This is a genomic window from Candidatus Omnitrophota bacterium (genome assembly GCA_016929445.1).
GTDB lineage: Bacteria > Omnitrophota > Gorgyraeia > JAFGIU01 > JAFGIU01 > JAFGIU01.
This window is the reverse complement of the sequence record JAFGIU010000004.1, coordinates 1-26,350: the sequence shown is the minus strand read 5'-3', so window position 1 is coordinate 26,350 and position 26,350 is coordinate 1. Positions and strand designations below refer to the sequence as shown.

General features: G+C 54.8%; 17 protein-coding genes. 2 read left to right on the top strand and 15 right to left on the bottom strand.

The annotated features are described in order from the left end of the window. Positions 1-57: 57 nt before the first annotated feature. Complete coding sequence (gene amrS, locus JW937_00395) at positions 58-1,065, bottom strand: AmmeMemoRadiSam system radical SAM enzyme (protein MBN1585869.1); 1,008 nt, start codon at positions 1,063-1,065, stop codon at positions 58-60. A 195-nt stretch (positions 1,066-1,260) separates the two neighbouring features. Beyond that, positions 1,261-2,322 (bottom strand): glycosyltransferase family 4 protein, encoded by a 1,062-nt coding sequence (locus tag JW937_00390; GenBank protein MBN1585868.1) that lies wholly within the window; start codon positions 2,320-2,322, stop codon positions 1,261-1,263. Between the two features lie 194 nt (positions 2,323-2,516). On the opposite strand from JW937_00390, the gene JW937_00385 reads away from it, so the two are divergent. Further along, positions 2,517-3,167, top strand: coding sequence for a beta-phosphoglucomutase family hydrolase (locus tag JW937_00385; GenBank protein ID MBN1585867.1), 651 nt, complete (start codon positions 2,517-2,519; stop codon positions 3,165-3,167). Beyond that, a complete protein-coding gene (locus tag JW937_00380; protein MBN1585866.1) occupies positions 3,164-5,476 on the top strand; it encodes a glycoside hydrolase family 65 protein in 2,313 nt (770 codons plus the stop codon). Before JW937_00385 ends, JW937_00380 begins: the two co-directional genes overlap by 4 nt. On the opposite strand, the gene JW937_00375 is transcribed toward JW937_00380, so the two are convergent. From JW937_00375 to JW937_00315, 13 genes are all read right to left on the bottom strand, one after another. Next, a complete protein-coding gene (locus JW937_00375) occupies positions 5,454-5,984 on the bottom strand; it encodes a hypothetical protein (GenBank protein MBN1585865.1) in 531 nt (176 codons plus the stop codon). The genes JW937_00380 and JW937_00375 overlap by 23 nt on opposite strands. Before the next feature lie 100 nt (positions 5,985-6,084). Beyond that, complete coding sequence (locus JW937_00370) at positions 6,085-7,776, bottom strand: Na/Pi cotransporter family protein (protein ID MBN1585864.1); 1,692 nt, start codon at positions 7,774-7,776, stop codon at positions 6,085-6,087. A 74-nt stretch (positions 7,777-7,850) separates the two neighbouring features. After that, positions 7,851-9,524, bottom strand: coding sequence for a hypothetical protein (locus tag JW937_00365; GenBank protein MBN1585863.1), 1,674 nt, complete (start codon positions 9,522-9,524; stop codon positions 7,851-7,853). 176 nt (positions 9,525-9,700) lie between these two features. Then, complete coding sequence (gene mscL / locus JW937_00360; GenBank protein MBN1585862.1) at positions 9,701-10,153, bottom strand: large conductance mechanosensitive channel protein MscL; 453 nt, start codon at positions 10,151-10,153, stop codon at positions 9,701-9,703. A gap of 91 nt (positions 10,154-10,244) precedes the next feature. After that, positions 10,245-15,548 carry a hypothetical protein gene (locus JW937_00355; GenBank protein ID MBN1585861.1) on the bottom strand — a complete coding sequence of 1,768 codons (5,304 nt, stop codon included), beginning with the start codon at positions 15,546-15,548 and terminating at the stop codon, positions 10,245-10,247. A gap of 151 nt (positions 15,549-15,699) precedes the next feature. Further along, positions 15,700-16,194, bottom strand: coding sequence for a GNAT family N-acetyltransferase (locus JW937_00350; GenBank protein ID MBN1585860.1), 495 nt, complete (start codon positions 16,192-16,194; stop codon positions 15,700-15,702). Further along, positions 16,194-17,225, bottom strand: coding sequence for a D-alanine--D-alanine ligase (locus JW937_00345; protein ID MBN1585859.1), 1,032 nt, complete (start codon positions 17,223-17,225; stop codon positions 16,194-16,196). The genes JW937_00350 and JW937_00345 overlap by 1 nt, the downstream gene beginning before the upstream one ends. Then, positions 17,216-18,229 carry a D-alanine--D-alanine ligase gene (locus JW937_00340; protein MBN1585858.1) on the bottom strand — a complete coding sequence of 338 codons (1,014 nt, stop codon included), beginning with the start codon at positions 18,227-18,229 and terminating at the stop codon, positions 17,216-17,218. Before JW937_00340 ends, JW937_00345 begins: the two co-directional genes overlap by 10 nt. 32 nt (positions 18,230-18,261) lie before the next feature. Next, a complete protein-coding gene (locus tag JW937_00335; protein ID MBN1585857.1) occupies positions 18,262-19,626 on the bottom strand; it encodes a KamA family radical SAM protein in 1,365 nt (454 codons plus the stop codon). Between the two features lie 178 nt (positions 19,627-19,804). Continuing rightward, entirely contained in the window at positions 19,805-21,262 is a 1,458-nt protein-coding gene (locus JW937_00330) for a B12-binding domain-containing radical SAM protein (GenBank protein ID MBN1585856.1), read from the bottom strand. Between the two features lie 176 nt (positions 21,263-21,438). Next, positions 21,439-23,340: a PAS domain S-box protein gene (locus JW937_00325; protein MBN1585855.1), complete on the bottom strand. Its 1,902-nt coding sequence runs from the start codon at positions 23,338-23,340 to the stop codon at positions 21,439-21,441. 38 nt (positions 23,341-23,378) lie between these two features. Continuing rightward, complete coding sequence (locus tag JW937_00320; protein ID MBN1585854.1) at positions 23,379-23,771, bottom strand: response regulator; 393 nt, start codon at positions 23,769-23,771, stop codon at positions 23,379-23,381. After that, on the bottom strand, positions 23,764-26,208 hold the full coding sequence (locus tag JW937_00315; GenBank protein ID MBN1585853.1) for a CHASE domain-containing protein: 2,445 nt from the start codon (positions 26,206-26,208) through the stop codon (positions 23,764-23,766). The genes JW937_00320 and JW937_00315 overlap by 8 nt, the downstream gene beginning before the upstream one ends. Positions 26,209-26,350 lie beyond the last annotated feature (142 nt).

The window sequence follows — 26,350 nt, the reverse complement described above, 5'->3', positions numbered from 1 at the left end:
CGCCTCCCTAAAAGTCGGCTCGGGATGACGCGGAGCGTTCGATGCCTTCGCTTCGCGTCACCCCCACTTCCCATAAATCTTCGTCCCGTCATAAGGGCAGCGTCCCTCCGCATCCATAAATATTCCCTGCACCGCATACCCATAGCGCTTGATCATCACACGATTGCATGTGGGGCAGAACGTACTCTCCGTGGGATGCCCCACCACATTGCCGACATACACATAGTTAAGCCCTTCTTGGCGCCCCACTGCATAAGCGCGCTCCAAAGTTTCCACAGGAGTGGGCGGCAAATTCTGCAGCTGATAGTGCGGCGTAAAACGCGAAAAGGAAAGCGGAGTATCCGGTCCCATGTTCTGCACAACCCAACGGCACATCTGCCGGATTTCATCCATGTTGTCGTTGAGCGTGGGCACCACGAGGTTTACCAGCTCCGTCAGCATGCCCGCGCGACTCAGCTTTCTCAAGGTGCGCAGCACATAACGCAATTCGCCCTTGACCACCCGGCGGTAAAAACCCTCGTTAAATCCTTTGAGATCGATCTTGACCGCATCCAGGTAGGGCAACAACTCCCGCAAAGGCGGCCAGTTAATATAACCTGCCGAGACCATCACATTGGCCAAGCCCGCGCGCCGCGCCAGCTTCGCGGTCTCCAACATGTATTCATAAAAAACCGTGGGTTCGCCGTAGGTGTAGGCAATGGAACGGCAACCTGCGCGCTGCGCCATCTCCACCAGCTTTGCGGGCGGCACGTACTCGCCCTTGGCTTGCTCGGGCTGCACCTGGGAGATCTCCCAGTTCTGGCAAAAAGCACAATTAAGATTACAGCCCACGGTGGAGACCGAGAAGGCGCGCGATCCGGGATACAAATGGTAGAAAGGCTTTTTCTCAATGGGATCCACGTGCAGGGAAACAGGCTGTGCATAAACCAAAGTCTTGAGCTCACCCGCCACGTTGGCGCGCACATTGCAGATGCCGCGCATGCCTTCGGGAATGAAACAGTTGAACGGACACAGCGTGCACTGCACGCCTGCACAAGCGGATTGCCACCACTGTGCCGGATGCAAAAGCTGGTCCGCGGTACCCAGGGTATTGACGATTGTCTTAGGCGGAGGGAACTGCGAGATGAGCCAGGACACGGCGCCCGGGACGGCCAGGGCACAAGCACCTATTGCGCCCAGACGGACGCTGCGAAGAAGAAACTGCCTGCGCGTAATGGGTTCGGAATTCACGGAACTCAGAGGTGCTCGGGATATTCAGGCCTATCCTTTTTGAAGTGCCCCGGAAAAAGTCTCGCCCTTGGACGCAATCACCTGCTCGTAGATTTCCAGATAGTCGCGGCACATGCGCTCGGCCGTGAAGCGCTCATCAAAGACTTGGCGGCAACGTTGGCGGTTAATGCCGGCCACCTTCCCAACCGCCAGAATCGACTCCTCCGTGTCCTGCACAATGAAACCCGTGACTCCATGTTCCATGACTTCGGGTACAGAGCCATGGCAGCGGGCAATCACGGGCGTGCCGCAAGCGATCGATTCGATCATAACCAGGCCAAAGGGCTCGGGCCAATCGATCGGAAACAGCGTGGCAAAGGCATTGCCCAAAAACTCCGACTTTTCTCCCTCGCCAATCTCCCCCACGTATTCCACCAGAGGGTTGCGCATGAGCGGCTTGATCAGGGTCTCAAAATACTCCACATCCACCTTGTCCACCTTGGCTGCAATCTTCAGAGGCATGCCGACACGCGTGGCAATCTCAATAGCGATATCCACCCGCTTTTCCGGACAGATCCGGCCCAGAAAAGCCAGATAGTCGCCGGGCTGCTCCTTAAATTGGAGCATGTCCTGAGGCAAACCGTGATAGACATTGCCCACCCAGTTGCTCCAGTAGATAGGCTCCCGCTGGGAGTGTGAGATGGAGACCAGAGGCATGTCTGAGAACTCCCGGTAAAGGGACTGAAGATCCGGCAGATCCAGCCGGCCGTGCAAGGTAGTCACTGTGGGTGTGGGGAGCCGGCGCGTCAAAGGAAACGGCAGGTAATCGATATGGGAATGAATAATGTCAAACTGGGAGGAACGGCGCGCGACTTCCTCAATCATCAGGATGTGGTGGGCCATGGTGTCGATAGAGCTCTTATCCAGCCGTAAAGCCCGGTGGCAGATGGGCACTAAGGTGGCCTGGGTCAGAGAATCCCCGCTGGCAAAGAGCGTGACGTCATGGCCCTGACGAACCAGCTCCTCGGTGATCCAGGAAACCACACGTTCCGTGCCGCCGTAGTATTTGGGAGGCACGCTCTCGTACAACGGCGCAATTTGAGCGATTCTCATAACTCGAATCCTCCTCGACCTTTGGGTGCTCAAGTATTATACACCCTGGACGAGATCGGGGACACATCTCCTTCAGAGATGTGTTTCACAGTTTCACAGTGCCAGGCACTGGTGCCAGGCACCGGTGCCTGGCACCGGGAGTTATGATAAACTCATGGATCAAGTCAAGGTGGAGGGCCAACACGGAGAACTCTATGGCGCTTAAGGCCGGTATTTTTGATATGGATGGGGTCATCGTCAACACGGTGGACCTGCACTTTCAGGCCTGGAAACGCGCCTTCAGCGAGCAGGGCGTGGACTTCAGCTTTGAGGACTACAAGGAAAAGGTCGACGGCATCCCCCGCACCTCCGGCGCCCGGGCCATCCTCCCCAACGCCTCCGACGAGACTATTAAGCAGGTCTGCGACAAGAAACAAGGTTATTTCCTCGAGCTTGTGGATTCCGGCGAAATCCCCGTGTACCAGGGCACAATCGATCTAGTCCAAGCCATGAAAGCTGACGGCGCCAAGGTCGCGGTCATGTCCTCCTCCAAGAATTGCAAACCCATTTTGACCAAGGCCGAAGTAATCCACTATTTTGACGCTATTGTCGACGGCAACGACGTCACGCGCGGCAAGCCCGATCCCCAGGCCTTCAACTTAGCAGCCGAACGCCTGAACACCCCCAATGATCAATGTGTGGGCGTCGAAGATGCGGTCCTGGGCGTGGAGGCAGTCATCGCAGCCGGCATGTATTGCATCGGCGTGGACCGTTACAAGCACCCCGAGCGCCTGAGCAAGGCCAACCGAGTCGTCAGCGACCTCAGTGAAATCAGCTACTCGGAACTCAAGGAACAAATGTCATGATCCGACAGTACATGGAACGCTTTCACCGGATTCGCAAGGACTGGACCGTTTCCGAAAAGAGCTGGGAACCTTCTGCGCTTGAGCTTCGCGAAACCCAATTCACCCTTGGCAATGGCGCCTTTGGGAGCCGCGGGATCTATGAGGAACTGCCCCAGGATTCTCTGCCGGGCACCTTTATGGCGGGTTTCTATGACCGTGTGGGTTCCCAAGTCGCAGAACTCGTCAATATCCCCAACCCATTCAGACTTTCTTTTACGCTGCGCGGTGAACAACTCGGCATCGGAAAGATGGATCACAGCTCGCATCGCCGGGACTTGGACCTCAAACACGGCATCCTGTTCCGCCACACCCAATACCGGGACACAAAGAAACGGCGCTACGACTACCGCTCTGTGCGCTTCCTCAGTATGGCCGACCGGCACCTCGGCGTGATGCATGCGGACCTCACCGCGACCGACGCAGCCGCAGAAATTGATGTGGAAGGCGCCCTGGATATGTCCGTATGGAATTCAGGCACAGTCACCGAAGGCCGCAAAAAACACTGGCGCATCCGCGAGGTTTCCAACGAGGGCGGATTTGAGTATGTCCGCATTGAAGGTCTGGAAAACAACTACTCCGTAGGATTTGCCACAGCCCTGCTGATTCGGCAAGGCACACGCAAGTGGGTGGCCAAAGACAGTCATTTCAAGTTGCGTTTAAGAAAAGGACAGACTGTCTCCGTTACAAAAATCTTCGTAATCCACGGTACGCAGGACCGGGATCCGGATAAATTGCTGGTCCGTTGCGTGGATCATCTGAGGGATGTGATCAAGGCAGGTGCCCAGCAGGTGGCCCGTCAGCACATCCGCACCTGGGATAAGCTTTGGAGCACGGCCACCATCACCATTAAGGGCGCGCCGCACGATCAAAAAGCGCTGCGCTTCAACACCTACCATCTATTGGCCTGCGCCCCCGCTCCGGGAAGCCGGGGCAGCATTGGGGCCAAGACCTTAAGCGGCGACGGCTATCGCGGCCACATCTTCTGGGATTCCGATATTTTTCTAATGCCCTTTTTCACACACACCTATCAAAACGCCGCCGTGGACATGCTTTTGTATCGCTACGACAGACTCAACCCCGCACGCGAGATCGCCAAAAAGTTCGGATACCGCGGGGCTATGTATCCTTGGGAATCCGCAGGCGCGGGCACGGAAGAGACTCCTGCCTGGGCCAAAGGCCTGGACGGTTCCGTGATCGAGATCTTCACGCACGAACAAGAGCATCACATTACCGCGGACATCGCGTACGCAGTTAACCGTTACTACACCATGACCGGGGATGACAACTTCATGCTGGACTGCGGGTTCGAGATGCTCTTTGAAACAGCCCGCTTTTGGGCCAGCCGCGTGGAATACAACCGCCGCACCAAGTTCTATTCCATTAGCAATGTCATCGGCCCGGATGAGTTTCATGAAAAGGTCAGCGACAACGCCTATACCAACATGCTGGCAAAGTGGAACCTTCTAAACGCGCATCGCATGGCCGCGCATATGAAGAAGGACTACCCGAGGGAATTCACTTCTCTGTGCCGCCGTATCAACCTTCGCCCCAGCGAAATCGACGAGTGGAAGCAAATTGCCCCGCGCATCGCGATGAAGGTCCGGGATGACGGAGTGATTGAGCAATTTGACGGATACTTCAAATTGAGGCGAGTGCGCCTGGCGGGAAGGGATGCCTACGGCTTGCCCAAACTGCCCAAGAATTTTCAGTGGAGCGGGGTCCAGAAAACACAGTTGCTCAAGCAAGCCGATGTTTTGATGCTAATCTTCCTGCTTTCGGATGTCTTCAATACCAAAACCAAAAAGGTCAACTACCAGTTCTACGAGCCCCGCACCACGCACAAGTCTTCGCTCAGCGCCGGAATGCATACCATCCCCGCAGCAGAACTGGGCGAAAAGGAAGCCGCCTACAACTTTTTTAGAGCCGCGGCTTTTCTCGATCTTGAGAATGTCATGAACAATACTCACGAAGGCATTCACGCCGCCAGTTTGGGCAATGTGTGGATGGCCACCATCTATGGTTTTGCGGGCTTAACGCATGTGAGGGACGAGCTACACATTAAACCGCGGCTACCCAAGGCATGGAGCCAGCTTTCATTCTCTTATCGATGGAAGGAAACAGACCTGAAGTTTGTGATCGAGGCGGACAAGGTCAAACTCACTGTGCGCAGCAACCGGAAGACCCTCCCCGGACGCATCAAGGTCTACGGCAAGTACCAAGAGTTCCCGGTGAATAAGGCGGTGGCATTTAGCAAGTCGGGGAAGCAGTAGCAGGCTTTAACGCCGGAACCGTCTTCTCCGCAAGCGCCAGCCCGCCAAATAGCACACCTGCATAGACGAGATTTCCTAAGAAACTATTGGCCAAGAAGGGCACGGCCAGCACAAAACACTCCGTCAACCCGGCCCAGGTATGCGGATAAAGAGTCCCCACCGACCACACCCCGAAGTTCGTCACAACAAAGAAAACCACGGTGCTCAGAACCACTGCCCCGAGCGTGCGCGTTGCGCCGCGCTGCTCCTTCAGCAAGAATCCGATGCACACGGTAAGCAAGAAACACCCATAAACCCAAAGCAGGTAACGGTGAAAACCCAGGAAAAGATCGCTCAGGAGGAGCGCTGCCACGGGAACCCCGAAGGCCATTCTCTTATCCTGAAAACAAGCGCCCCCGAACAAGGCCATGGAAGCCACGGGCGTGAAGTTGGGAGCATGAGGAACAAGCCGTGCTGCGGCAGCAGCCAATACCATAGTGATCAATAGGAAGAGCCGGGACTTGGACATGCGAACCTCCGGTATAAGTCTCTAATAATCCTGGACAGATAAAACCGCAAACCTGAACTTAATGTAATACCATGGCTGGACCCGGAGGTCAAAGGGCCCTTTAGTCCAAGTGCCCAACCTCCTCCACCACACTGGCAATGCGGCGAAACAAGGCATGGATGCGGACATAGCTGTCAATGAGGTCGTTTTCTATGCGGAAGGTGGAAAGCCGCTTCTCCTCCTCAGCCACAAGGCGATCGGCCAGGTGGTCTTGGGCCGCAAAATAGCGTTTCTTGAACTCCCTCTTGAGGAGACGGACTCGCCGCGCTTCCTGTGGATCGGAATGTAATAACGCCTTCAGGGTGAGTTCCCCGGCTTCGCAAACCCGGACGTACAGGTCCTCCAGGATCGCCTGAGTGGCGGGGCTCACTTCCACTCCCCTGGCCAGCCGGTTCTTGCCCACTCCCACCAGATTGGTCTGCACCACATCCCCGATATTTTCGATGTAGTTGGCGGTCGCAATATAGAGGTAAATCTTCTTGGGTTGAGGTGGCACGAGCTTTTTCATGGAAAGCTGTCCCAGATAGGAAATGATCTGAGCGTGCAGCGCATCCACATCCTTGTCCAGTTGCTTGAGATGGCTCATGTCCTCCGTCGATCCCTGCAAGACCGGAGTGTAGGAAATACGAACCATCCCGAGGGCCATCAGACCCAGACGGTTGAGCTCCAATCGGACCTGGTCCAGGGCCAGGTCCGGCTCCTCCAAAAACACCTTCTGAAGATGCTCCGGCTTGATGCGCAGTTCCTCTTTGCCCACCCCGCGGGGAACCAGAAGCCCCGCCAACCAATCCAAGGGGCGCACAAACCAAATGAACACAGCGGCATTGACCAAGTTGAAGAGGGTATGCGCATTGGCAATTTGGCGGGGCAACTCCGCGCTGAGCCTGGCAGCGCCTTCCAACTGAACCGCCGCAGGTGAGATGCTTCGCACAAATTCCGCCATTTGAGGCACAAAGGCTATCCAAAGCAACACGCCCAGAATCTTGATAAGGATATGCACCATGGCCGCCCTGACTGCAGGACGGGGTTTTTCAATGGCGGCCAACAAGGCCGTAACGCAAGTTCCGATATTTGCTCCGAAAACCAAGGCAATACTCGCTTCAAGATTGAGAAACCCCTGGCTCGCCAATACAATGGCCAATCCTATCGTGGCAGCAGAGCTCTGGATGATGCCTGTAAAAACGGCGCCCCAAAGTACCCCCCACCCCACAGTCTGCATCCCTTTCATGAGCTCGATAAAGGGGGCGTAGCCGCGCAAAGGATAGGTGGCCTGGCTCATCAAATCCATGCCGAAAAAGATGAGCCCCAGTCCCATGAGCATGGCTCCGCAGTACTTGGAACGCTCCCCCCGGGCCACCAGCTCCACAAAGAAACCCACCGCAATCAGGATGAGGCCGTAATGAGTCACCTTAAACGCGATGATCTGAACCGTCACTGTTGTGCCGATGCCTGCACCCAAAATGACGCCCACGGCCTGCAAGGAAGTCATCAGGCCCGCTGTGATGAAGCCCACCACAAGGACTGTGGTTAAGGAAGAGGATTGAATGACGGAGGTCACGAGGAGGCCTGCAGCCAGCCCGCTGAAGCGATTGGTGGTGAGCCGGCTGAGGATCCTTTTCATGCGGCCGCCGGCCACGGCCTTGAGCGCCTCAACCAGACGGCGCATTCCGAATAAAAAGAGCGCCAGGCCGCCGGCCAGGCCGGTCAACAGTGCTCCAAGTTCAAGGGTCGATGGCGCATGAAGCGGGTCCATAGAGGACTATGCTAACACACGGGAATGACAGGTTGAACATACGGACAAAAGAATGGTTTAGCCGCTTGGGGGAATTAAAGCGCAGACTGCAGGGCTTCCAGGGTCCGCAATTGCCGCGTCAAGACTTCCGGTTCAATTCCCCCCACAAGCCACGCATAGGCTTCCGTATCCAAGAGCCCCGCCAGTTCCGCGGGTCTGAGCATATTCACAATCTCCGCGCGCACTGCCGCAGCACTGTCCGAGGCGTGGAAACGGTTTCTCTGAATTCGGATTCCTTTTCCGTAGAGTGCAGGATTTTCCGCATTCACCGTGCCATACTTGCTATTGGTGCGCAGACTGCCCCCGGTGCTTCCATCACTCTTCCCTACAGCCGTGCGACCGGCATTCACTGCCTTGCCTCCATCACGAGCCCTTAAAATCATCGGAATTACCGGACCTTCGATCAAATACTGAACCAAACCCTCGTAAAAAGCTTTGCCCATATGCTCGGCATAGTGTGCCCGCACGCGTTGCTCCTGAAACCGGCGAGGATCACCCATGTACACAAGCTCCAATCCGCGCGCCTTCAACTCGCCAATAAGCGCAGGAATAGCCTCCTCCCCGAAATCCACCAGAAAATCCGGTTTGAGCATAAAGAAAGTAACTGCACCGGAATCAATTTCATCCAAAGAAACCCTGGGCATGTTTGGCTGGAGGCCGTAAGTCGGAACCTCTGCGGCAGCCGGGGCCAGGGTTTGCAGAATCAGGGGGCCAAGCGCATCCCGGTTCTCCTGCGTGAGCCGCACAGAAGCCACAGTCGAGTCGCTCATAAAAGTCCGAGTCCACTCGTCGCGGTTCTCCTCAATCGGGGCTGTGGCGATAAGTCTTGCCCCTGATTTAAGCGCTTCATCCAAAAATCCTTTGAAGCCCCCAGAAAGCATTTGGATGGTCCCCAGCTCATCCAGGATAATGACATCGCCGGGACCGATATCCTCAAGCATCAAGTTAAGCTTTGGAACCACACTTTCATCCATAACCTCCGCGCTCACCCCATATCGACCCAGTGTCAAGTCACTCAAAAGGGAGACATCCGCTATTCTAAACGCTTCCATGTCAGACTCCCCTCCCACCAGTAGCACTTCAAAGCCGGAACGGTCGCCCTTTTCTCCATCCTGTGTTGTTGAATGAAGCGCCCGCGTTACAAAGCCCCTCACGGTAACGCCCTGTGCCTTAAGATCCTGTACAAGGTGTTCCATCAGAGTGGTTTTCCCCACGTAGGAAGAGCCCCACACCGCCAGATGCGGCCTGTCCGCATCCAGGCTCCACGACTTCAAGCCAACCCAAGAGTTGAGGTTTTCCAGCGCCCGCCAATCGAGTTGGTCTTTGATCTCATCAATCGCCAGAAGTCTTCGAAAACTCGCAAGCTGAAGCTTGGCTTGCCCGGGGTCAGTCCAGGGCACTCCCATTTGCAGAAACCCGGCTTCATCCATTGACCCGGCCGCGGCCGCAAACATGAGGAAGGAATAAAAGGTGCCGGGGTCTAGATCCAGGCCGGAATTCTGCAGGGCTGTAAACAGTCCCGGATGCAAGGCGAGGACCTTTTCCATCCCCCGCTCCTCGCCCAGAAGAAACCGGCTCATTCGCCCGCGAACCCCCTTCTCAAAGGTGGCGTTAATCGCGAGTTGATTTCTGCCGGGAGTGGGGGCTGAGTGCAGGACAGGCGCAGCAAGGCCCAGGCCCACGTTCGTGAGTAAAAAGATTTGAGCCAAGATTAGGCTAAAGCATCGTGAGGGTCGCAATGAGTTGGAATCCTTGGGGTCACTAATTACACATATTTCAAAAGTATACACTATATAGGGGTCGTCCGGAAGGGTCGTGAGGTATTTTTTGCGCAGGGCAAACACCCGTTGGCTTCAGGCACCCGCATCAGGTACTCGGCAGGAAATCAGGATTCCTTGGGCGCCGCCAAAGTGGAGGTACACTGGGGACAGCGGGTTGCCTGGATCGAGATGCTCGTAAAGCAGTAGGGACAGGATTTTTGGGTGGGAGAGACGGATTCCGTATCCTCTTTCCGGCGCAAACGGTTGATCTGTTTGACCAGAAAGAACACCGCCGCAGCCACAATGAGGAAGCCCAGAATCGAATCGAGAAAATTTCCGTAATTGATGGTAGCGGCCCCGGCCGCCTTGGCCGCGGCCAGAGAATCATATTCCCCGCCGGAGAGATTGAGATAGAGATCGGAAAAATTAATCCTCTTGGTAACAAACCCGATCGGAGGCAAAATCACATCTTGCACAAGCGAGTTGACAACCTTGCTGAAGGCCGCCCCTATGAGGATACCCACGGCCATGTCCACCACATTGCCGCGCACCGCAAACTCTTTGAATTCCTGAAGAATCTTCATAGAAAAATTGTAACATAGGTTATTCTGCTTTGGTGTCAGGCACTGGTGCCAGGCACCGGTGCCTGGCACCGACCAGAGCAAAGGTCTACAGGGCGGATTCGAGGAGTTGAAAAGCAAAGGGAGCTGTAGTTCCTGCAGTACCGGGCAGCCGATCCGCAGCAAGCGCTCCTAACAGCGAACCCCCGTCCGGTTCGTTTTCCACCACATAGACATAGCCTTCGGGAATCACAATATCGATCAGGTCGTTCTCGCCGATCTCAACGCCTTGGCCCAGGATAAGGGAACCGCCGCCTGTGATTCTGACACGACCCATCACACTGATTTGCACCCCTTCTTCCAAATAAATTCCGGAGTTCGTATCGGCCTCGAGGGTTCCTGCCTTCAGCAGATCCCCCACGGACTGGCCTTGTGTCTGAACCGCAGTCAATCTCATGGACGCATCTCTCTTACGCACTAATCGATGCACCTTGCCTTTGGACACCCAGGCCATCACTTGAGCCTCCGGGCCCAGCTCGACCCCGTTCCCAATGCGCATCGTGCCCTTGCCTTGCACGGAAAAGCGCGTCCCTGCCTCCCAGCGCACATTGTCGCCAACTTCAAAGCCAAAAATGCCCAAATGAAACTGGCCAACACCCTCATCAAGGGTCACGTTTTCCCCGCAACGCACCCGGGAACGGATATCAAAGCCGCCCCCAAAGGAGGTTTCCAGTTCGATGGCGCGGAGCTCGCCAGCTAACTCGAGGGCCTCGCGCTTGGCAGCGTCGAGTTTTGCAGCTTGGACCCGCGCCTCGCTCTGCTTGCTTGCGTCCCTATAGTTCACCAGCAGCAAATCCTGTCCATCGGGCAGACCCTCGGCAATTCTGGTATAAAGATCGAACCACTCACCCATCATCCACGATAACCCCCCGCTGATTTCAAATCCAAGTGCTTCGAGCCGCTCACGGCTGCGCACATATATTTTATGCGCGGCCTGAACCACCGAAGCCGCATCCTTCAAGGCCTGATAATCCACGGGATCCTGTTGGCCCACCCGAACTTGGTCCCCCTCCCCCTCTTGAACCACTGAAGTGAGGCGGTACAAGAGATCTTCGATCTTAAGCAACGATCGCCTCACCAGCACCTTGCCTTCCGGATGTCTTGAATGCACTCTCCCGTCCTCTTCCTTGACGAGCACATCGCGCAGAATCACATCTTCGGGCCGCAGGTCATTGGGATGAATCCATATCTCTTGGGATTTGTAAGCAATCTCCCAAGGAAACTCCCCTCTCCTGAAAGCACCCAAAGCCTGATCCAAAGCAGCTTGGCTCAAAAAAATCGGTCCGGTATTAAAAGAAAGCCCTTCAGGTGTCTTACCTGCTCGAGCAAGTTTTAAAGCATGCTCTCGGTCGGCCTCTGCTAAGGCTCTGTCCAAAACCCCATCCGCTTTGCGCTGTGAATGCTCCACAATTTCGATACTGGATGAGCCGTCCGGATACACAAATCGCGCGAAGGTACCCCCCTGGGGCCTGTTTTCAATATCATAAACAGGCATACCCAGAAAGGTAATGAAGTCCGAGTTCCCGTCGTCATGGATGGCCATATTCATCATACGCATCAAAAAGCTCGGGGTATTGGCCACCGGATCTGTTCCAAAAACCATGAAGAAGCCTTCCACCTTCTCTTGACCGGGAATCCCCTGTTCAATGAGCTCTCTGAATGTTTGGATACCGGGCGACAAGGCGACCCCGCGTCTCTCCGAAAGGGGCATCTCCATGGATCGCAAAACTCCCATATGCCCCCCCGTGGTGCGCACGATTTCTATTCCGTCCTGCGTCAGCCTGTCTTGAGTCAAAATACGTCCGTTGTCGCCAAAACCGGGCAACATCTCCAAATTGACCATGCAAAGACCTTTGGGAGCTGTGAGTTCTTGAGGCCCAACAGTATTCTCCCAGATTGCGCGAATGGCCTCTTGGCCGGTATCTGGAGTCACCACCAGCAAGGTCGGAATAGTAATCCCAAAAAAATCCTCCAAAGTGGCAATGGTTCCCAGAGTCTTGGATAAGGAGTGCGTCAATGAAGCCGGCCCGGCAGGCATTGTGGGTTTGGAAAGAAATCCCCATTGAGCCAATTCCTGGATTAAGTCAGGCGGCAAGGAGTCCATCAACCGGCTCCCCGAACCTCCGGCGCTCACCAGAATGGCGACTCTCTCCAGTTTATCTTTGAGTCTTGCCTTGGTCTGCGGATCCATGGTCTGAAGAGGATTCGGGAAGCCCACGCCCTCTTCCTGACCCTCTAGCCCCAGGTGCTCGGCTTCAATGGGCTCGATCCGGGTTGCCGGGTCAAATCCTCGCGTTCCGGCCAACTCCGACTCCTGGGCCGGCGTATGCCCCCATGCCAAATCCTTTAAGATCTGGTGCATGCTTGGAGTAAATCCGATTGCCCCCAGACGAGCGTATTCCTGTCTAAGAGTTTCCACCTGCTCCGGCCGGATCAGCCGGTATCCTCTAAAACTCCTGAGACCTTCAATATGAAATTTGATGTCTTCGTCGGAAAACTTCTCCGTGGTTTGCCAATAGTAGTTTCTGGAAAAACGGATGATTTGATTCCAACCTGCGTCCGTGAGCCGTCCGTGAACAAGGCTTTCCGGATCGGCTCTGAGCACTGCCATCAGTTCCTCAACCGCCTCATTCTGAAACCCATTCTTGACGGCCCATGCAATGGCCTCTTCCCAATAGGACCCGGGATATCTTGAAGAGCGCTCCACCTGGGCTGCCAGGCCATAGACTTTCTGTGCAAAATCCAAAGCATCCAGAAACGTGGGATCTCTGTCCGAATGCTTGGCTTCGGCAAAGGCCAGTAGAAGCCGCGCGGACGTGAACCATTTTTCCGGGTGCTCCTCATCCAATAATCCTTCAAAATGAGCGCGATCCAACCAAAGGGTGTCGTCTTCAACCCAAGCCAAATGCTGGTCTGCTTCCGAGGCATCAAAATATGCAACCGTCCGGGCGCCTCCAAAACGGGAGGTCATGATCCTGAGTGCAGCGACCAGCTCGTCCCGCAGCTCAATGTCAACCCTGTCCGACAATGGGAATGAACCGATACGCTGAACATATTGATCCACAGTCCCGATGGATCGGAATTCACCTCTAGCAGGTTGAATAAATCGTTTTCTCAACCCCTGGCGCGAAATCCGATTGAGCTCCCCGGCAAGCAAAATCATCTGAGGCCGAGTTGTCTCATCCAAAATGGTGCTCCCTTCCATCAGGGCTTCCAGAAGAGCGGGATGCACCCATATCGTGTAACCTTCTGCCTGGGCCATCACTCCCCACGAGTCCGCTTGCTCAGGATCCATCATTTTCAACTGGGCGCCCGGGGAGTCGTCCTGTATTGCCTGCACTGCCTCCAATAAGTTTTTGAGCACCACAAGATCTCCTGAGAGGCTTTCATCCGAGTCGCGCAAAGCCTTAGAGTAGACACCCAACCAACGACGGCTCAAGTCCGTGATCGGCCAAGCCTCAAGGGTTTGCATCCGCCTGAAACCCGTATCCACACCGCGTTCATGGTCCTTCACCGCCTGGGTCAAAAGCGCATAAACCATATCCTTCCCGGTGACTGCATCCGAGGAAAACTCATCCTCCGATCCCGTCAAAAGAAGTCGATATTTTGACGCGACTTCTCTTCGCTCCCCAAATGCCTGAGTCAAGGCTTGGCCATAGATCTCCCGGACTTGCCTATCAGGCATTTGAGGAAAAACAGCTTCATAAGCCTCAAGCACACCATTGGCCAAAGCACGCACTTGCATGTAGGTGACATTGTCTTCCAAGAGCGCGTATCGAGCTAAGGCCGAAGTAAAGGCCAAACCGGAAGAAGTCTTGCTGAGGGCAACCACTGAGCCCGGGCTCTTGAGGCGCTGTCCCAGCATGCGTTCCAAGTACAGAGACTCTTCTGCCTCCTGGGTCACCCGGGGCGCAATGGCGATATAGGAAATGTCCGACTCTTCGAGGAGTTCTTCCAAACCCCGGCTGTGATAGCCTCCGGCAATGAGCACAGCCACGTGTGTCTGTCTCTCTTGCATCGCAGCCAGCGTGTGACGGATCAACCCCTCATTTCTCTCGGAAGCTATTTCATAGAATTCAATGGCTGAACTGAGGTTTCGCGCAATTTCGGGAGTCAAATCACTTCGGCGAAGGGAAGTTTCGACGGAAAATGCTGTGGCGAGATCGTACAGTTCACCCAGGCAGGCTTCTAGACCGCCCTTTTGTTGAACAGCCTCAAAGTGTTCCCATTCCCGGGAACTTGCGTGAGCGTTTAAAACTTTGCGTATGGAGTCCAACCGATTCCCGAGTTCATAAACCCGCAAAGCACTGGACTCCCCAAGCAATGATTCGAAAAGCTCATCCTCCAGCACAGGGATCTCAGCAAGCAAGCGGCCGGGCTCCAAGTTCTGCTGTAATCGCGCCAATTCCAGGGCCAAGTTGAGCTGCTCCAGGTCCTTCATCTGCGCCCCGGCTCCCTCCCAAATGCCGGAAAGCCGCGTTACAAAAGCAATCAAATCCTGGTCCTCTTGGAACTCCTCGAAGAGAGCCGCGACAGATTTCGTTCCCACCGGTTCATTCTTCATACGGGCAAGAAATCTTCGAAGCAGGCTCTCCAAATCAGCCTGCAGGCCCTTTCTGTCCAGAGTTCCCTCAAGCTCAGCAGAGCGCACCACACTCCACACCGCGGGATATGCGGACTCCAAGTCCAAGCCGGCGTTTCCGGATTCGGCCCAAAGCAGGTTCAGATACTGGGGAAGGCTCATCTCATTCCTTAAGTACCGGGTCCGGGCCGCATCAAGAGCCAGGACCTTTTCGGGGTAGGCGCGCTCTCGCAGGGCTTGTAGGCTCGAATCGAAATTCACTAATAGGAACACCGTGGAAGCACTCAAGGGATGGATGGATCGAAAGGCATTGAAGTCCTGAATATAGAGAGCGGGTTCTTCGACTCCCACGAGCTCGATAGGCAGCCGTTCGGCAATCGCGACTTTTTCCGGGCCTGTAATCGACGCTTCGCGAAGCGCCTCTCTAGCCCAATAGGCCCTCACTTCCGCATGCGGAATACAACTGAAGAGATCCACGTCGATGGGACCGGCGCTCCCCTCCACCGTAACGAGCTCAATCCCATATTCCTTACTCAGGTGCTCCAGCAAACGTCCGATATTCTCCTGCGCCTCAGAATGCGCGTGCACATCCTGAATATGGATAACCATTCGATCCCCGCCCTGGGCCTCAAAGGAGGACTCAATACGTCCCAACTCTGAAGGAATCTCTATGTTCAAGGGCTTGGCTTGGACTGGAAGCGCAAGGCCAAGAAACAGGCCCGCCTGGATCAAAAAGGCTGACATCCGGACATAGGGCTTTAGAGGCTTCATATTTTTCTCCAAGAGTTTCGGCTCAGGACCGGAAGGCACTGAACATGACAAAGGCTCTCCTCAAGGCAAAGCCTTGGAAGAGCCCTGAGCGACCCCAAACACAGGTATCACGAGTATATCTTATTCAAGACTTAATTTCACAACTTATTAATCAGGAATGGATCCCCCGCTCGAAGAGCACTTTGGCGTCTCCGGGCGCATAGAAATCCTCGAGCACGGCGCAGACCTTATAGCCGCAGCGTTCGTAAAAAGCCCGCGTCGGTTCATAAAGGGGTTTGCCCGAAGTTTCGATGTACAGTTTCCGTCCCCCCGCAGCCTCGACACGCTGTTCCACCCCCTCCAGAAGTCTCTTTCCAATCCCCTTGCCGCGCGCCTCTTCGGCAACCGCGATCCAATACAGATCGTAACTGCCTTGGGTGCAAGGGATCTGCCCATAGCAAGCGTAGCCGAGAGTGCGCTCTTCCGAGTCGGCAAACAAAAACAAATAGCCGGATTCCTTTTCAGCCGGGAGACTCTCTTCCAAAAGCCCGCAAGCCACGCGGACTTCTTCCTCGTTGAAAAAGCCCGTTGAGCGCAAGATATTTTCAACACTGCCGATGTCCTCTGCGCGCAATTGATCCCTAAATTGAATATTTGAGACTTTCATCAGAACTCCGATCCTTCCACCAAACCCTGAGAAAACCGCACTTTTTCCCCTTTGCCGGTTCCGGCACAATCCGACAAGATTCTCTCGCAAACCGTATCAAACAGAATGCCGGCCCTTTGGCAAGCTGCCACAAACCCCGCGTCAGGACTCAGACAAGGATTGCAGTTCACCTCCAGTATCCAGGGTTGCCCCTTTTCATCCACCCTAAAATCCACCCGGGCCCAGCCGCTCAAGCCGAAGACTTCCCACGCACGAAGAGAAGAAAACCCAAGTCTCTCAATCAAAGCTCGATCCTCATCGGGAAACTCAAAGCAACGCACGGTCCGCAAGCACTCCAAAGAATCCGGCTCCCACTTGGCCCGGTAACCCACCACACGCGGTTTCCCCGGCGGAAAATCCCGAAAGCGGATCTCGGCCGCGGGCAAGACCTCCGCCTTATCCCCGCCCAAAACCGACACATTGAATTCCCGGCCTTCGATGTACCTTTCGGCAAAAAACGGCCGGCCTGTTTGTGTCATTTTGCGCGCGATCCACTGGGCAGGATCCTCTGCGCCGGCCCCCAAGGCCACGGAATTATCATCCAGCACAAAGGAAGCGTGTTCCCAAATCGCCTTAACCACGAATGGGGACCTCAAAGCTTCGGGATTCGCTTGGCCCCACTCAACCCAGTCGGGAGTGGCAAGCCCGCTCGCCCTCAGCAATCTCTTTGCCGTCAGTTTATGGGTGCTTTGCGCAATGGCCGCAGCAGAGGAGCCGGTGTAGGGAAGATGGAGAGACTCCAGCAAACAGGGAACTGCCGTTACCAATGCATCGGAGCCGCCCAGAGACTCGACCAAATTGAAGACTCTGTCGGGATTTGCCGCTTGGAGGAATTCCTTGACCTGTTGCAGGTTCAGCGAACAAGCGAAGACCAGAGGCTCATGTCCTAAGCGGCTCAAAGCACGGCAAACTTCCTCCACCTGGACTAAGACATCCAGTTCTTCAGGAGGGGCATCAGGTAAGACAGATTGGTGCAAAATCGCTATGCGCATGAGCGGGTTTCTGCACCCTTGGGGCAATAACGGGCCATGGCCGAATCCAGGATCCCGGCAATCAAATCCTCATAAGGCAAACCGGCAGCTTCGCAAACCAGCGGCAAATCCGAGTACCCGGGCCGCAAACCCGCCAATGGATTGGCTTCTATAAAAACCGGATTACCGGCAGCGTCACAGCGCAAGTCCATCCTCCCGCCGTCACGGCAACCCAACAATCTCCAGGCCGAAAGAGCCACCGATTCCGCTTGAGCACCGGCATCGTCCTTCTCCGGATGAACCTTCAGGTATTCCACACAGTCTTTCCAGTGTTCTTTGTTGTGCAGGGAATAGGCGTGGGCTTGAGCTTGAGGCCGCAATCGCACTTCCAGCGTCCCGATCACGCGGGCCAAAGGCCCTGTGCCCAAAATACCCACGGTAAATTCACGACCCGGCAAATACGTTTCGACCAAGGCCGGCTGTCCCAGCGAAGACCAAATCTTTTCACACTCCCGGCCCAAGGCTTCCTGATTGTCCACCCTGGAATCTGCGCTAATCCCTTTTCCTGTGCCTTCAGCCACGGGCTTCACAAAGACCGGAAAAGCCATGTCCGCATCGGCCAAGTCTTGCGGACCGGACACCGCAACAAAATCGCCGGTGGGCAAGCCTGCCTGCCGGAGCACGGCCTTACACCATCCTTTGTGCAGGCAAAGCGCCATGGTGGCAGGATCTGAAAATGTATACGGGATCTCGTACAGCTCCAGTAGGCCCGGCACCACAGATTCCCGGCCCAAACCGCGCAGCCCCTCGCAGATGTTGAACACCAAGTCCCACCGTTCCCCCTTGGCCAAGCGTTGGAGGAGTTGCTTCGCATTTCCCACTCGAGCAACAGAGTGCCCCAAGCTTTTGAGGGCATTCTCGATGGATTCGATGGTTTCCACGGAATCGAATTCAGCCGTTTCCTCTTCCGAATACCCCTCTTTCAGGTACTCGTCCCGGAGGTCGTAAGTGATGCCGATCTTCAAGGAAGGTCTCTCCATGTTTCTGGCTTCCGCATTCAGACAAGACCACCGTCGGAGAGCTGATCAGGATAGCAGAAGGTGCGTCCCTCATAATTTTGTAACCGGAGAACTCCCCTGTCCCGGTCTAGGACATAATTCGGCTGCAACGGAATCTTGCCTCCGCCGCCCGGAGCATCGATGACAAATGTGGGAACCGCATAACCCGTGGTGTGGCCGCGCAAGCCCTTGATAATCTCCAAGCCCTCCTCCACGGAGGTACGGAAGTGGGAGGAGCCGGAGATCGGATCACACTGGTACAGGTAGTACGGGCGAACCCGCATCATGAGCAGCCGGTGCATCAACTCCTTCATCACCGGCACACTGTTGTTGACTCCCCGCAAAAGCACGGTTTGGGATCCCAAGGGGATGCCCGCATCTGCCAGCCGGGAGCAAGCGCGGAAGGATTCGGGGGTGCATTCGCCGGGATGCGTGAAATGCAAGCTCATCCAAAGAGGATGGTACCGCCGCAGCATCGCACACAGGTCAGAGGTGATCCGTTGAGGCAAGACAGCCGGTATCTTTGTGCCCAGGCGAATAAACTCCACGTGCGGAATTTGTCTTAGGCGCGAAAGAATCGACTCCAGGCGGTCATCGCTCAGGCACAAAGGATCCCCGCCGGAAAGCAAAACATCTCTGATCTGAGGGTTGTTTTCTATATACCGGCAGGCCTGTTCCAGCCGGTCCTGCCCGGCACTGATTTGCCCATGCCCGACCATCCGGGACCGGGTGCAGTACCGGCAATAGGTGGAACACACATCATGGGCCAAAAGCAGCACCCGGTCCGGATATCGGTGCACCAGACCCGGCACAGGGCTGTAGTTATCTTCTCCCAAGGGGTCGTCCGATTCACCGGGCGCGCGCAAAGACTCCGCCTCGCGGGGGATAACCGTCAGGCGCAAGGGATCGTCAGGATCTTCCCTGTGCAAGTGCGCGGCATAATACGGCGTAATACCCAAAGGAAGCATCGAACCTCTTTCCACCAAGACCCTGCGCTCCGATTCGGAAAGGGTGAAGATCTGCTCCAACCCTTCCAAGGTACGGATGCGGTTGCGCATCTGCCAGCGCCAGTCGTTCCACTCGGCAAGGCCGGCCTCGGGGAAAAATCGTTTTCGAAATAGTGCGGATTGGATGCTGGATCCGCGGCTTCTCTTGCAGGAATCCAGCCAGGAGACAGCTTTTCTGCGGGAGGCCGGCGGTGAACCTGCGCCGGACACCAGCGAAACGCGCCTAAATGAGAAAACCGCGGGATTCCGCGGCAAAGATTGGACCTTGGGGGATCGGAGGCGTTGGCCTAAACCAGGAGGTTCCTCCGGATCGTTGTTGGGTTCTACACTACTTCCCTGACTGCTGCCCTGGGGCATCTGAGACACTCAAGCTTCTCCGGGTTGCTGCTCGAGACTCGGCTCAAGCAAGCGGACAATTCGCAAGGCAATGTTTTCACCTCCCTCCAAGGGAGGAAAAACATCACCTGCTAGCGGATAAGCATATCCTCTTCTATGCCAAAGTCAATAGGGATTCTTGCGATTTTCTTTTGCCGGCCTACTTGTAGAACAGGGCCCGGACCTTGGAGCGCAGTTTACCCACGCTTGCCCGGTACCACGGTTTGGCAAGCAAGGAGTTCTCGAAAGCCCGCACTTTATTGCGGCTGTACACCCACGCCAGGGCGCGCCCCAAAATCCCAAAGCGCTGCAATTGCCCGGCCACCGCACGGCGGGTGACCTCGGCGCGAATCTGCCATCCCCTTTTCAAGGCCTTGCGCCTGTCCTCGATCCCCAGCTCCGGAGTAACAAAGACGGGGTGGGTGGAATGCATCGGGAAGAGCGGAGAATTCAGATATTCCTCAGGTTTGCGAACCCAAAGATCATTCTTGTCAATGTAGCTCCAGAGCTCGGTCGAGGGCATGGGAACCAAGTTGTAGAAGGAGACATCCTTCACAGGATACTTGAGGGCAAACTTGCAGGACATTTCCACGTCTTCAAGGGTCTCTTTGGGCGTGCCGATCAGGAAGAAAAGACTGACAAAAAAGCCCGCCTCGCAAGCCATTCGCACGGCTTCGTCTTCGATCTTTAGGGTTGTGCCCTTGCGCATTGCCTTGAGCACCTTGTCGGAAGCGGACTCGATTCCAAAAGCCAGGCGCCGGAAACCCGCACGGTACATGTGCTCCAGCAGCTCCTTGTCCACGCGGTCGGCCCGCACGCCGTTGCCGGCCTGAAACACGGCGTCCTTGAAATCCGCCCGGATAAGTTCGTCGCAGATCGCGTGCATGCGCCCCTTGTCAAAGGTAGGATTGTCTTCCTGCAGCCCGAATTCACGGTATCCCCTGCGGTACCAGTAATCCACCTCATCGCGCACGGATTCCGGGGAACGGCCCCGGTAAGTCTTGCCGATCACATTACAAGAACAATAAATGCAGGAATAAGGACATCCCCGGCTGGTCACAATGCTCATGCCGTAACCATAGCGATCCAGCTCAAAGTCGTCGTAGCGGGGCCAGGGAATGGAATCCAAGTCCTTGGGCAGCTGGGCCGGATTGGACGAAACGCCGCTCTCGCTTCCGTTGCGGTAGATCAACCCGGGAATCTCCTTTTCCGGCTTCCCCTCCGCCAATTGCGCCAGAGACTGTTCGCCGTCCAAAAAGAATGCGTAGTCCAACTCCGGAAACTGTTTCAGGGCCTCTTCCCGGACCGAAGACACATGCGGACCGCCCGCAGCCAAAGTCACCTCGGGCAAACGCTCGCGGATCGAGCTAATCAAAGCGCCATGGGACCGGAAGCGGTAGCTGATCATGGAGATCCCCACCATGTCCGGATCAAACTCGGCGAGCTCATTGACGATCTTCGGGTGATCCTTGCCCAGATTGGCGTCCAGGACCTTAACCTCAGCGCCGGCCTGTCTCAGGCTTTGCGCCAGGTACCCAAGCCCGGGAAGAATAACGGGGATCGGGAAGATCTTCGGGGAGTAAGGCGGATTGACAAGCGCGACTCTCTTAAAACGCATAGGATTTTGCAGAGCCTTTCGGGGTTCTGAGCTTCAACGAGTCCTCCGCAGCATAGCAAACCCTGGTTATTGTACTCGAGCTCAGTTCCCTTGCACATGCAAAAATGGCGGACAATGGGCTGTCTTCTGAAGACTTTAACTGGAAATTGTGCTTTTCCACCCGGAAGCCGGCTTTCTCAGTTGTGCCCCGCTCTCACGGTCGGAAAGACAAGTGTCACCCTCGCCCCACCCTCTTCTCGATTGGCAATATGCAGACTCCCACCGTGGGTTTCCATGATAGTCTGGGATACTGTCAGACCCAAGCCGGTGCCTTTCCCTTCCGGCTTCGTGGTAAAGAAGGGATCGAAGATCTTGTTCAGCTTGTCTTCCGGAACACCCGTTCCCGTATCCTCGACTTCCACCACCACAACCTCTTTCCGCTCTTCTCCGGGGCAGCTTCCCAGGCGCTTATCATCCTTTTGACCTTGACGCGAAAGTGTACGTATTCTAAGTGTCCCTTCCTTCGGCATCGCGTGAATCGCGTTCAGGAAGATATTCATGAAAACTTGGACGACCTGGGTCTTGTCCATATTGAACAACGGCAAATTGTTATCAAGCTCTCTCAATACATGAACTCTTTCACGCATGATTTCGTGGGCGATCAGTCCAAGAGCCTCTTCCAACACCAAGTTAATGTTTTCCGCCGTTTCCTCCAGCTCGCGGGGCGACGAAAACGCCAAGAGTCCCCGGACTACGGAGGTCACTTGCTTGCTGGCAAAATCAATCTGTTTGACCACTTCGGTCATTTCCTTCCCAAGTGGTTCAACGCGCGGCCCCAAGTACGCCATTCCCATCTCGATTGCCCCAAGGCCATTCTTAATCTCATGAGCAACACCCGCCGCCAACCTCCCAACAGACTCCAGTTTTGCCGCACGGATCCACTCCAATTGTGCTGACCAGAGTTCCTCGTTAGATCGCCGCAGATCGTCGATGAGATCCTCAAGAGTCTTCTCCTTGCGTCTCAGTTCCGAATTCACCCGCCGCAGCTTCTCCTCCGCCTCTTTCTTCGCCGTAATATCCCTCGCCAGGTAGATAACTGCCACAGGCTTCCCGGTGTGGTCGTTCATAACCGAGGCACTGACCCCTAGTTCGCATATACCCCCAGATTCCGCGGGCAAAGAAGCTTCATAGACCTTAGAACCTCCCTCCAGGATAAGAGCTTCGAGACCCTCTACTGCTATGCAGACCAGCCTGCAATGACTTATGGCGATCCCCACTATTGCGTCGGCGGATCTGTTCAAAAGATTACAGGCAGCCTTATTGACCACCCGAATCACACCCTCCTTATCGACAACAATCAAGGCATCGGTTACAGTCGTCAGAATATGATCCACCGTAAACGAAGTGGCGATATCCACAAGCCGGTAACGCCGGATGGCTGTAGCGGCAATTATAGTGAAACCAAAAACAGCAAGGTAGCCGACAGGATAAATAGAGACCCCACATGCCGGCAACAAATCAACCATGCCAAAGCAGGCAATGCCAAATGCGGCGCTGAAGTCGCGGAAGCGGTTCTGTGCGGTTACAGACGGCGCCTTTTTGTAGGCTTTCCGGTAAGCAAAGTAGCTAAAGAGCATTACGACGATAAGAAAGACCAGATAGACAGAACCCAGGTGCCCATATTGGGGATAATAGCCCCAAGAGTAACGCTGTAGGCCCCTCATAAACCAATCGGTGGTGACCGCAAGCAAACAAAACAACCCCGAAGAACCGCAGGTAATCCAAATAAACAAGCGCTTCCTCTGGATAGTTCTCACGATACTCATGGTGAACAGATAGAACGCGGTGGGCAGGAAGATAAGACCCAGATTGCTTACCTTGATCCAGGACAAAGCGGTTTGCTGATCATCCGTAGAAAAGACGGCTATCCAGGGAAGCATCCATGTCACAACAACCAAACTCAGTAACAGAAAAGCCAAGCTCTCTTGAGAGACGCGTTCCCGAACGACAGTGTTCAGTGCGAGAATAAAGAGTAGAAAACTAACGATCACGAGAGGCCAAACATACGGACTCATGCTGCCGATAACAGAGTCAATCATTAAGATACTCCCTTCTCCACGAAACACATCCTGGCTGTTTATCCTGCTCCCGCCTGCTCCCCAAGCTCCCTCTGTATCATCGAAATAAGCTCCTCGGGGGAGGCTGGTTTGGCGATAAAAATCTGTCCGCCGATAAGACCTTGCTGCTCAGATACCTCTTCGCGAGAAACCACGGCGGTCAAGAATATGATCGGAATATCCTTCAGATCCAAATCCTCCTTGAATTCACTGGCAAGCTGAGCGCCATCCGCATCCGGCATCACAACATCCAACAAAATAAGATCAGGCCGGAACGCGCGGGCAGCAGCCAAACCCTGAGACCCCATGTTCTCCGTCCTTACCTCATAGACTCCTTGGTCCTCGAGATTTAACTTCACAAGTTTCGTAAATCCTGCCTCGTCGTCAATAATCAGAATCCGTTTTTTACTCACTGCTGTCCCCTCCACCCATTTTGAGAATCATCGTAGCCCTCACCCCCCCTTCCTTTCGGTTGCCAATCTGAATCATTCCGCCATGCAGCTCGACTATCTTCTGGGATACCGACAAGCCCAGGCCAGTGCCTTCTCCCGGAGGTTTCGTTGTAAAGAAGGGATCAAACACCTTAGAGAGTCTATTCTCTGCAATCCCCGAGCCCGTGTCTTCGATCTCAACTGCCACAACCTTCTCCCCCGGCAGGAACCGATCATCATTTCTATATCCCACCAAGCCACCGGCATCCGCTATCTGTCTGGCACAGGTCCTTATGGTCAGCGTGCCGCCCTTACCCATGGCGTGTATGGCGTTCAGCAACAGATTGACAAATACCTGCTGAATCTTCTGCACGTCCAGGACTATTGGCGGAAGACCCTCTTCCAGATCCTCGACTACACAGATTTGATTTTTATCAAGGTCGTATCTGACGAACAACAGAGAATAGCGCACAACGCTATTTAGATCTGCGCTGCTAAACACTATTTTCGTCGGCGACGAATAATCCAGCAAGCCCTTCACGATCAAATCAGCCCGCCTCGTGGCACTTTGCATTTCTTGCAGCACATCAGCCACAATCGGGTCAGCCGCATCCAACTTCTTGGAGAGGAGGTAGTCAATACCCTGAAGCAAAATCCCCAGGGGGTTCTTCACTTCATGAGCTACTCCAGCGGCCAGGCGACCGACGGAATTCAACTTCTCGGCCTGAATCAGACTCATTTGGGAATTCTTCAATTGCTCGTGGCTCTGCTTCAGATCCTCGCACAACTGCTCCAATCGTACTAACGAGCGGACGCTCTCTTGTCTCTCACGCAGAATAGGCGCGATATACGCAGCGATTCCATTTAGCATCTCCACGTCCTGTTCGCTGTAGTCCGTATCACGATTCGCAAGTATTATGATGCTGAGAACCTCTCCCTGAAAAACAATAGGCCAAGAAACATGCCTGGTAATTTCAATATGTCCCTCTGGAGTCAACTTAGAGGGCTCATTGGAATATTGCCCCCGCTTCTCTCGAATGGCTCGGGACCATGAGCTATCGCCCCATGTTTCTTTGGGGAACACCATCGACTTTTCAGTCATCCGGCACTTGTCCCATATATCCTGGGTCATCGAGGGAACGATAAGGTCTCCGTTGTCTGAAATATACCCCATGATTCCGAAGCGGCTCATAAAACTCGCCAAAAGGATTTCCAGCACTTGGCCGTACACTTGGTCATCGGAGACAGCGAGAAACACCTCCGTGATTGACGTCCTGATCCGCAGCTGACGTTCTACCTCCATCATTTTGATGTTCGTCTGCTTATGACTCGCGACTTCCTGAACAAGGTTGGCGTTGAGAACAGACAGTCTCCTCTTATGTAGACTCAGCCCCAGCAGATAAGTCGAAATCAAAATAGTGGCAAGCAGACCCATGAGGAACACCACCCCAGGCATCACAAAGCGGATAGCAGATGCCCAAGCATCAGAAGGAAAGATGGAGATCCGCCAAACCCGTTCCCCCAACTCAAAAGTCTTATCCACACTAAGACCTTTCGCCCATGCCGGGCTCCTTTTGGTCATCGCCCGTATCCCCGGGCTCCTTTGAGAAGAATCGTACAGAAGAAGCCCGCCCGGCTGCGTCGTTTCATCAAAAATCTTCATTTGGCACTTGGCTGCCTCCGAAGATATCATGGACAATGTTGTATTGTGCAATAGGTCTGAAAACCTGAAGACACCAAGCACAAATCCTCCAAGTGCCTCGCGCCGTTGCTCCACGGTAGTCAGGGCCAGACCAGGGGTGTAAATGGGGCGAACTGCCAGAAATCCGTAACCAGGCGTTCTCGCCTGAACGAGATCAAGCAGGCCGGACAGGCTCAATTCTCCAGTGTCCCGAGCTCGCTCCAGGGTGTCCCGGCGCACTGATTCCGATGCCAGATCAAACCCCAAGGCGGATTCGTTGCCTTCGTAGGGTTCCATGTACCGGACGGGAAAGTATGCTTTACGCCCTTTCGCCCGGACCATATGGCCTTGGGCATTCCATTCCGTGATCTGGAAACGCCGCAATCCCTCCTGTTGTGCAACATCTTCAAACTGAACTCGATCCTCACCACGCACACGCGGAGCCCATTCCAAAGCCCTAATGGACCTATTCTTTCCAAAGGCAGGCTGCACAAAACTTCTAAACTCCTCCCATTCCACAAATGTGCTGGACTCGAAAAATCTGCGCAGGTATTCCACCGCTTGCAATCCATCTTCCAACTGCCCCCAAAATATATTCAACAGCTCAGTGGCATCACTTTTGAAGAAAGCACGAATCTCTCTGGTCTCCGCACGATACACTTGCGCAGTTGCAGCACAAGTCAGCGCCAGTCCGAGAATAAGGCTTACCCCAGGAAGCCATTCTGTGCGCACGAACATCAAGACTCTCCTAAGGAACTCCCACGCACGAGCCTTCAAACCGGTATGTTTCTTCAACCCCAACCTCCTCCATCGACAAATCTGTCCGCGGGGTAAGTGACCCGACCCCGATTTTAAGCCGGTTGTAAGGAGAGTTCCAGAT

Coding starts and splice junctions, on each gene's coding strand:
- JW937_00350 (MBN1585860.1), bottom strand. CDS start 16,194: ATGAAAGTCTCAAATATTCAATTTAGGGATCAATTGCGCGCAGAGGAC.
- JW937_00315 (MBN1585853.1), bottom strand. CDS start 26,208: ATGTTCGTGCGCACAGAATGGCTTCCTGGGGTAAGCCTTATTCTCGGA.
- JW937_00345 (MBN1585859.1), bottom strand. CDS start 17,225: ATGCGCATAGCGATTTTGCACCAATCTGTCTTACCTGATGCCCCTCCT.
- JW937_00355 (MBN1585861.1), bottom strand. CDS start 15,548: ATGAAGCCTCTAAAGCCCTATGTCCGGATGTCAGCCTTTTTGATCCAG.
- JW937_00385 (MBN1585867.1), top strand. CDS start 2,517: ATGGCGCTTAAGGCCGGTATTTTTGATATGGATGGGGTCATCGTCAAC.
- JW937_00370 (MBN1585864.1), bottom strand. CDS start 7,776: ATGGACCCGCTTCATGCGCCATCGACCCTTGAACTTGGAGCACTGTTG.
- JW937_00380 (MBN1585866.1), top strand. CDS start 3,164: ATGATCCGACAGTACATGGAACGCTTTCACCGGATTCGCAAGGACTGG.
- JW937_00335 (MBN1585857.1), bottom strand. CDS start 19,626: ATGCCCCAGGGCAGCAGTCAGGGAAGTAGTGTAGAACCCAACAACGAT.
- JW937_00330 (MBN1585856.1), bottom strand. CDS start 21,262: ATGCGTTTTAAGAGAGTCGCGCTTGTCAATCCGCCTTACTCCCCGAAG.
- JW937_00325 (MBN1585855.1), bottom strand. CDS start 23,340: ATGATTGACTCTGTTATCGGCAGCATGAGTCCGTATGTTTGGCCTCTC.
- JW937_00375 (MBN1585865.1), bottom strand. CDS start 5,984: ATGTCCAAGTCCCGGCTCTTCCTATTGATCACTATGGTATTGGCTGCT.
- JW937_00390 (MBN1585868.1), bottom strand. CDS start 2,322: ATGAGAATCGCTCAAATTGCGCCGTTGTACGAGAGCGTGCCTCCCAAA.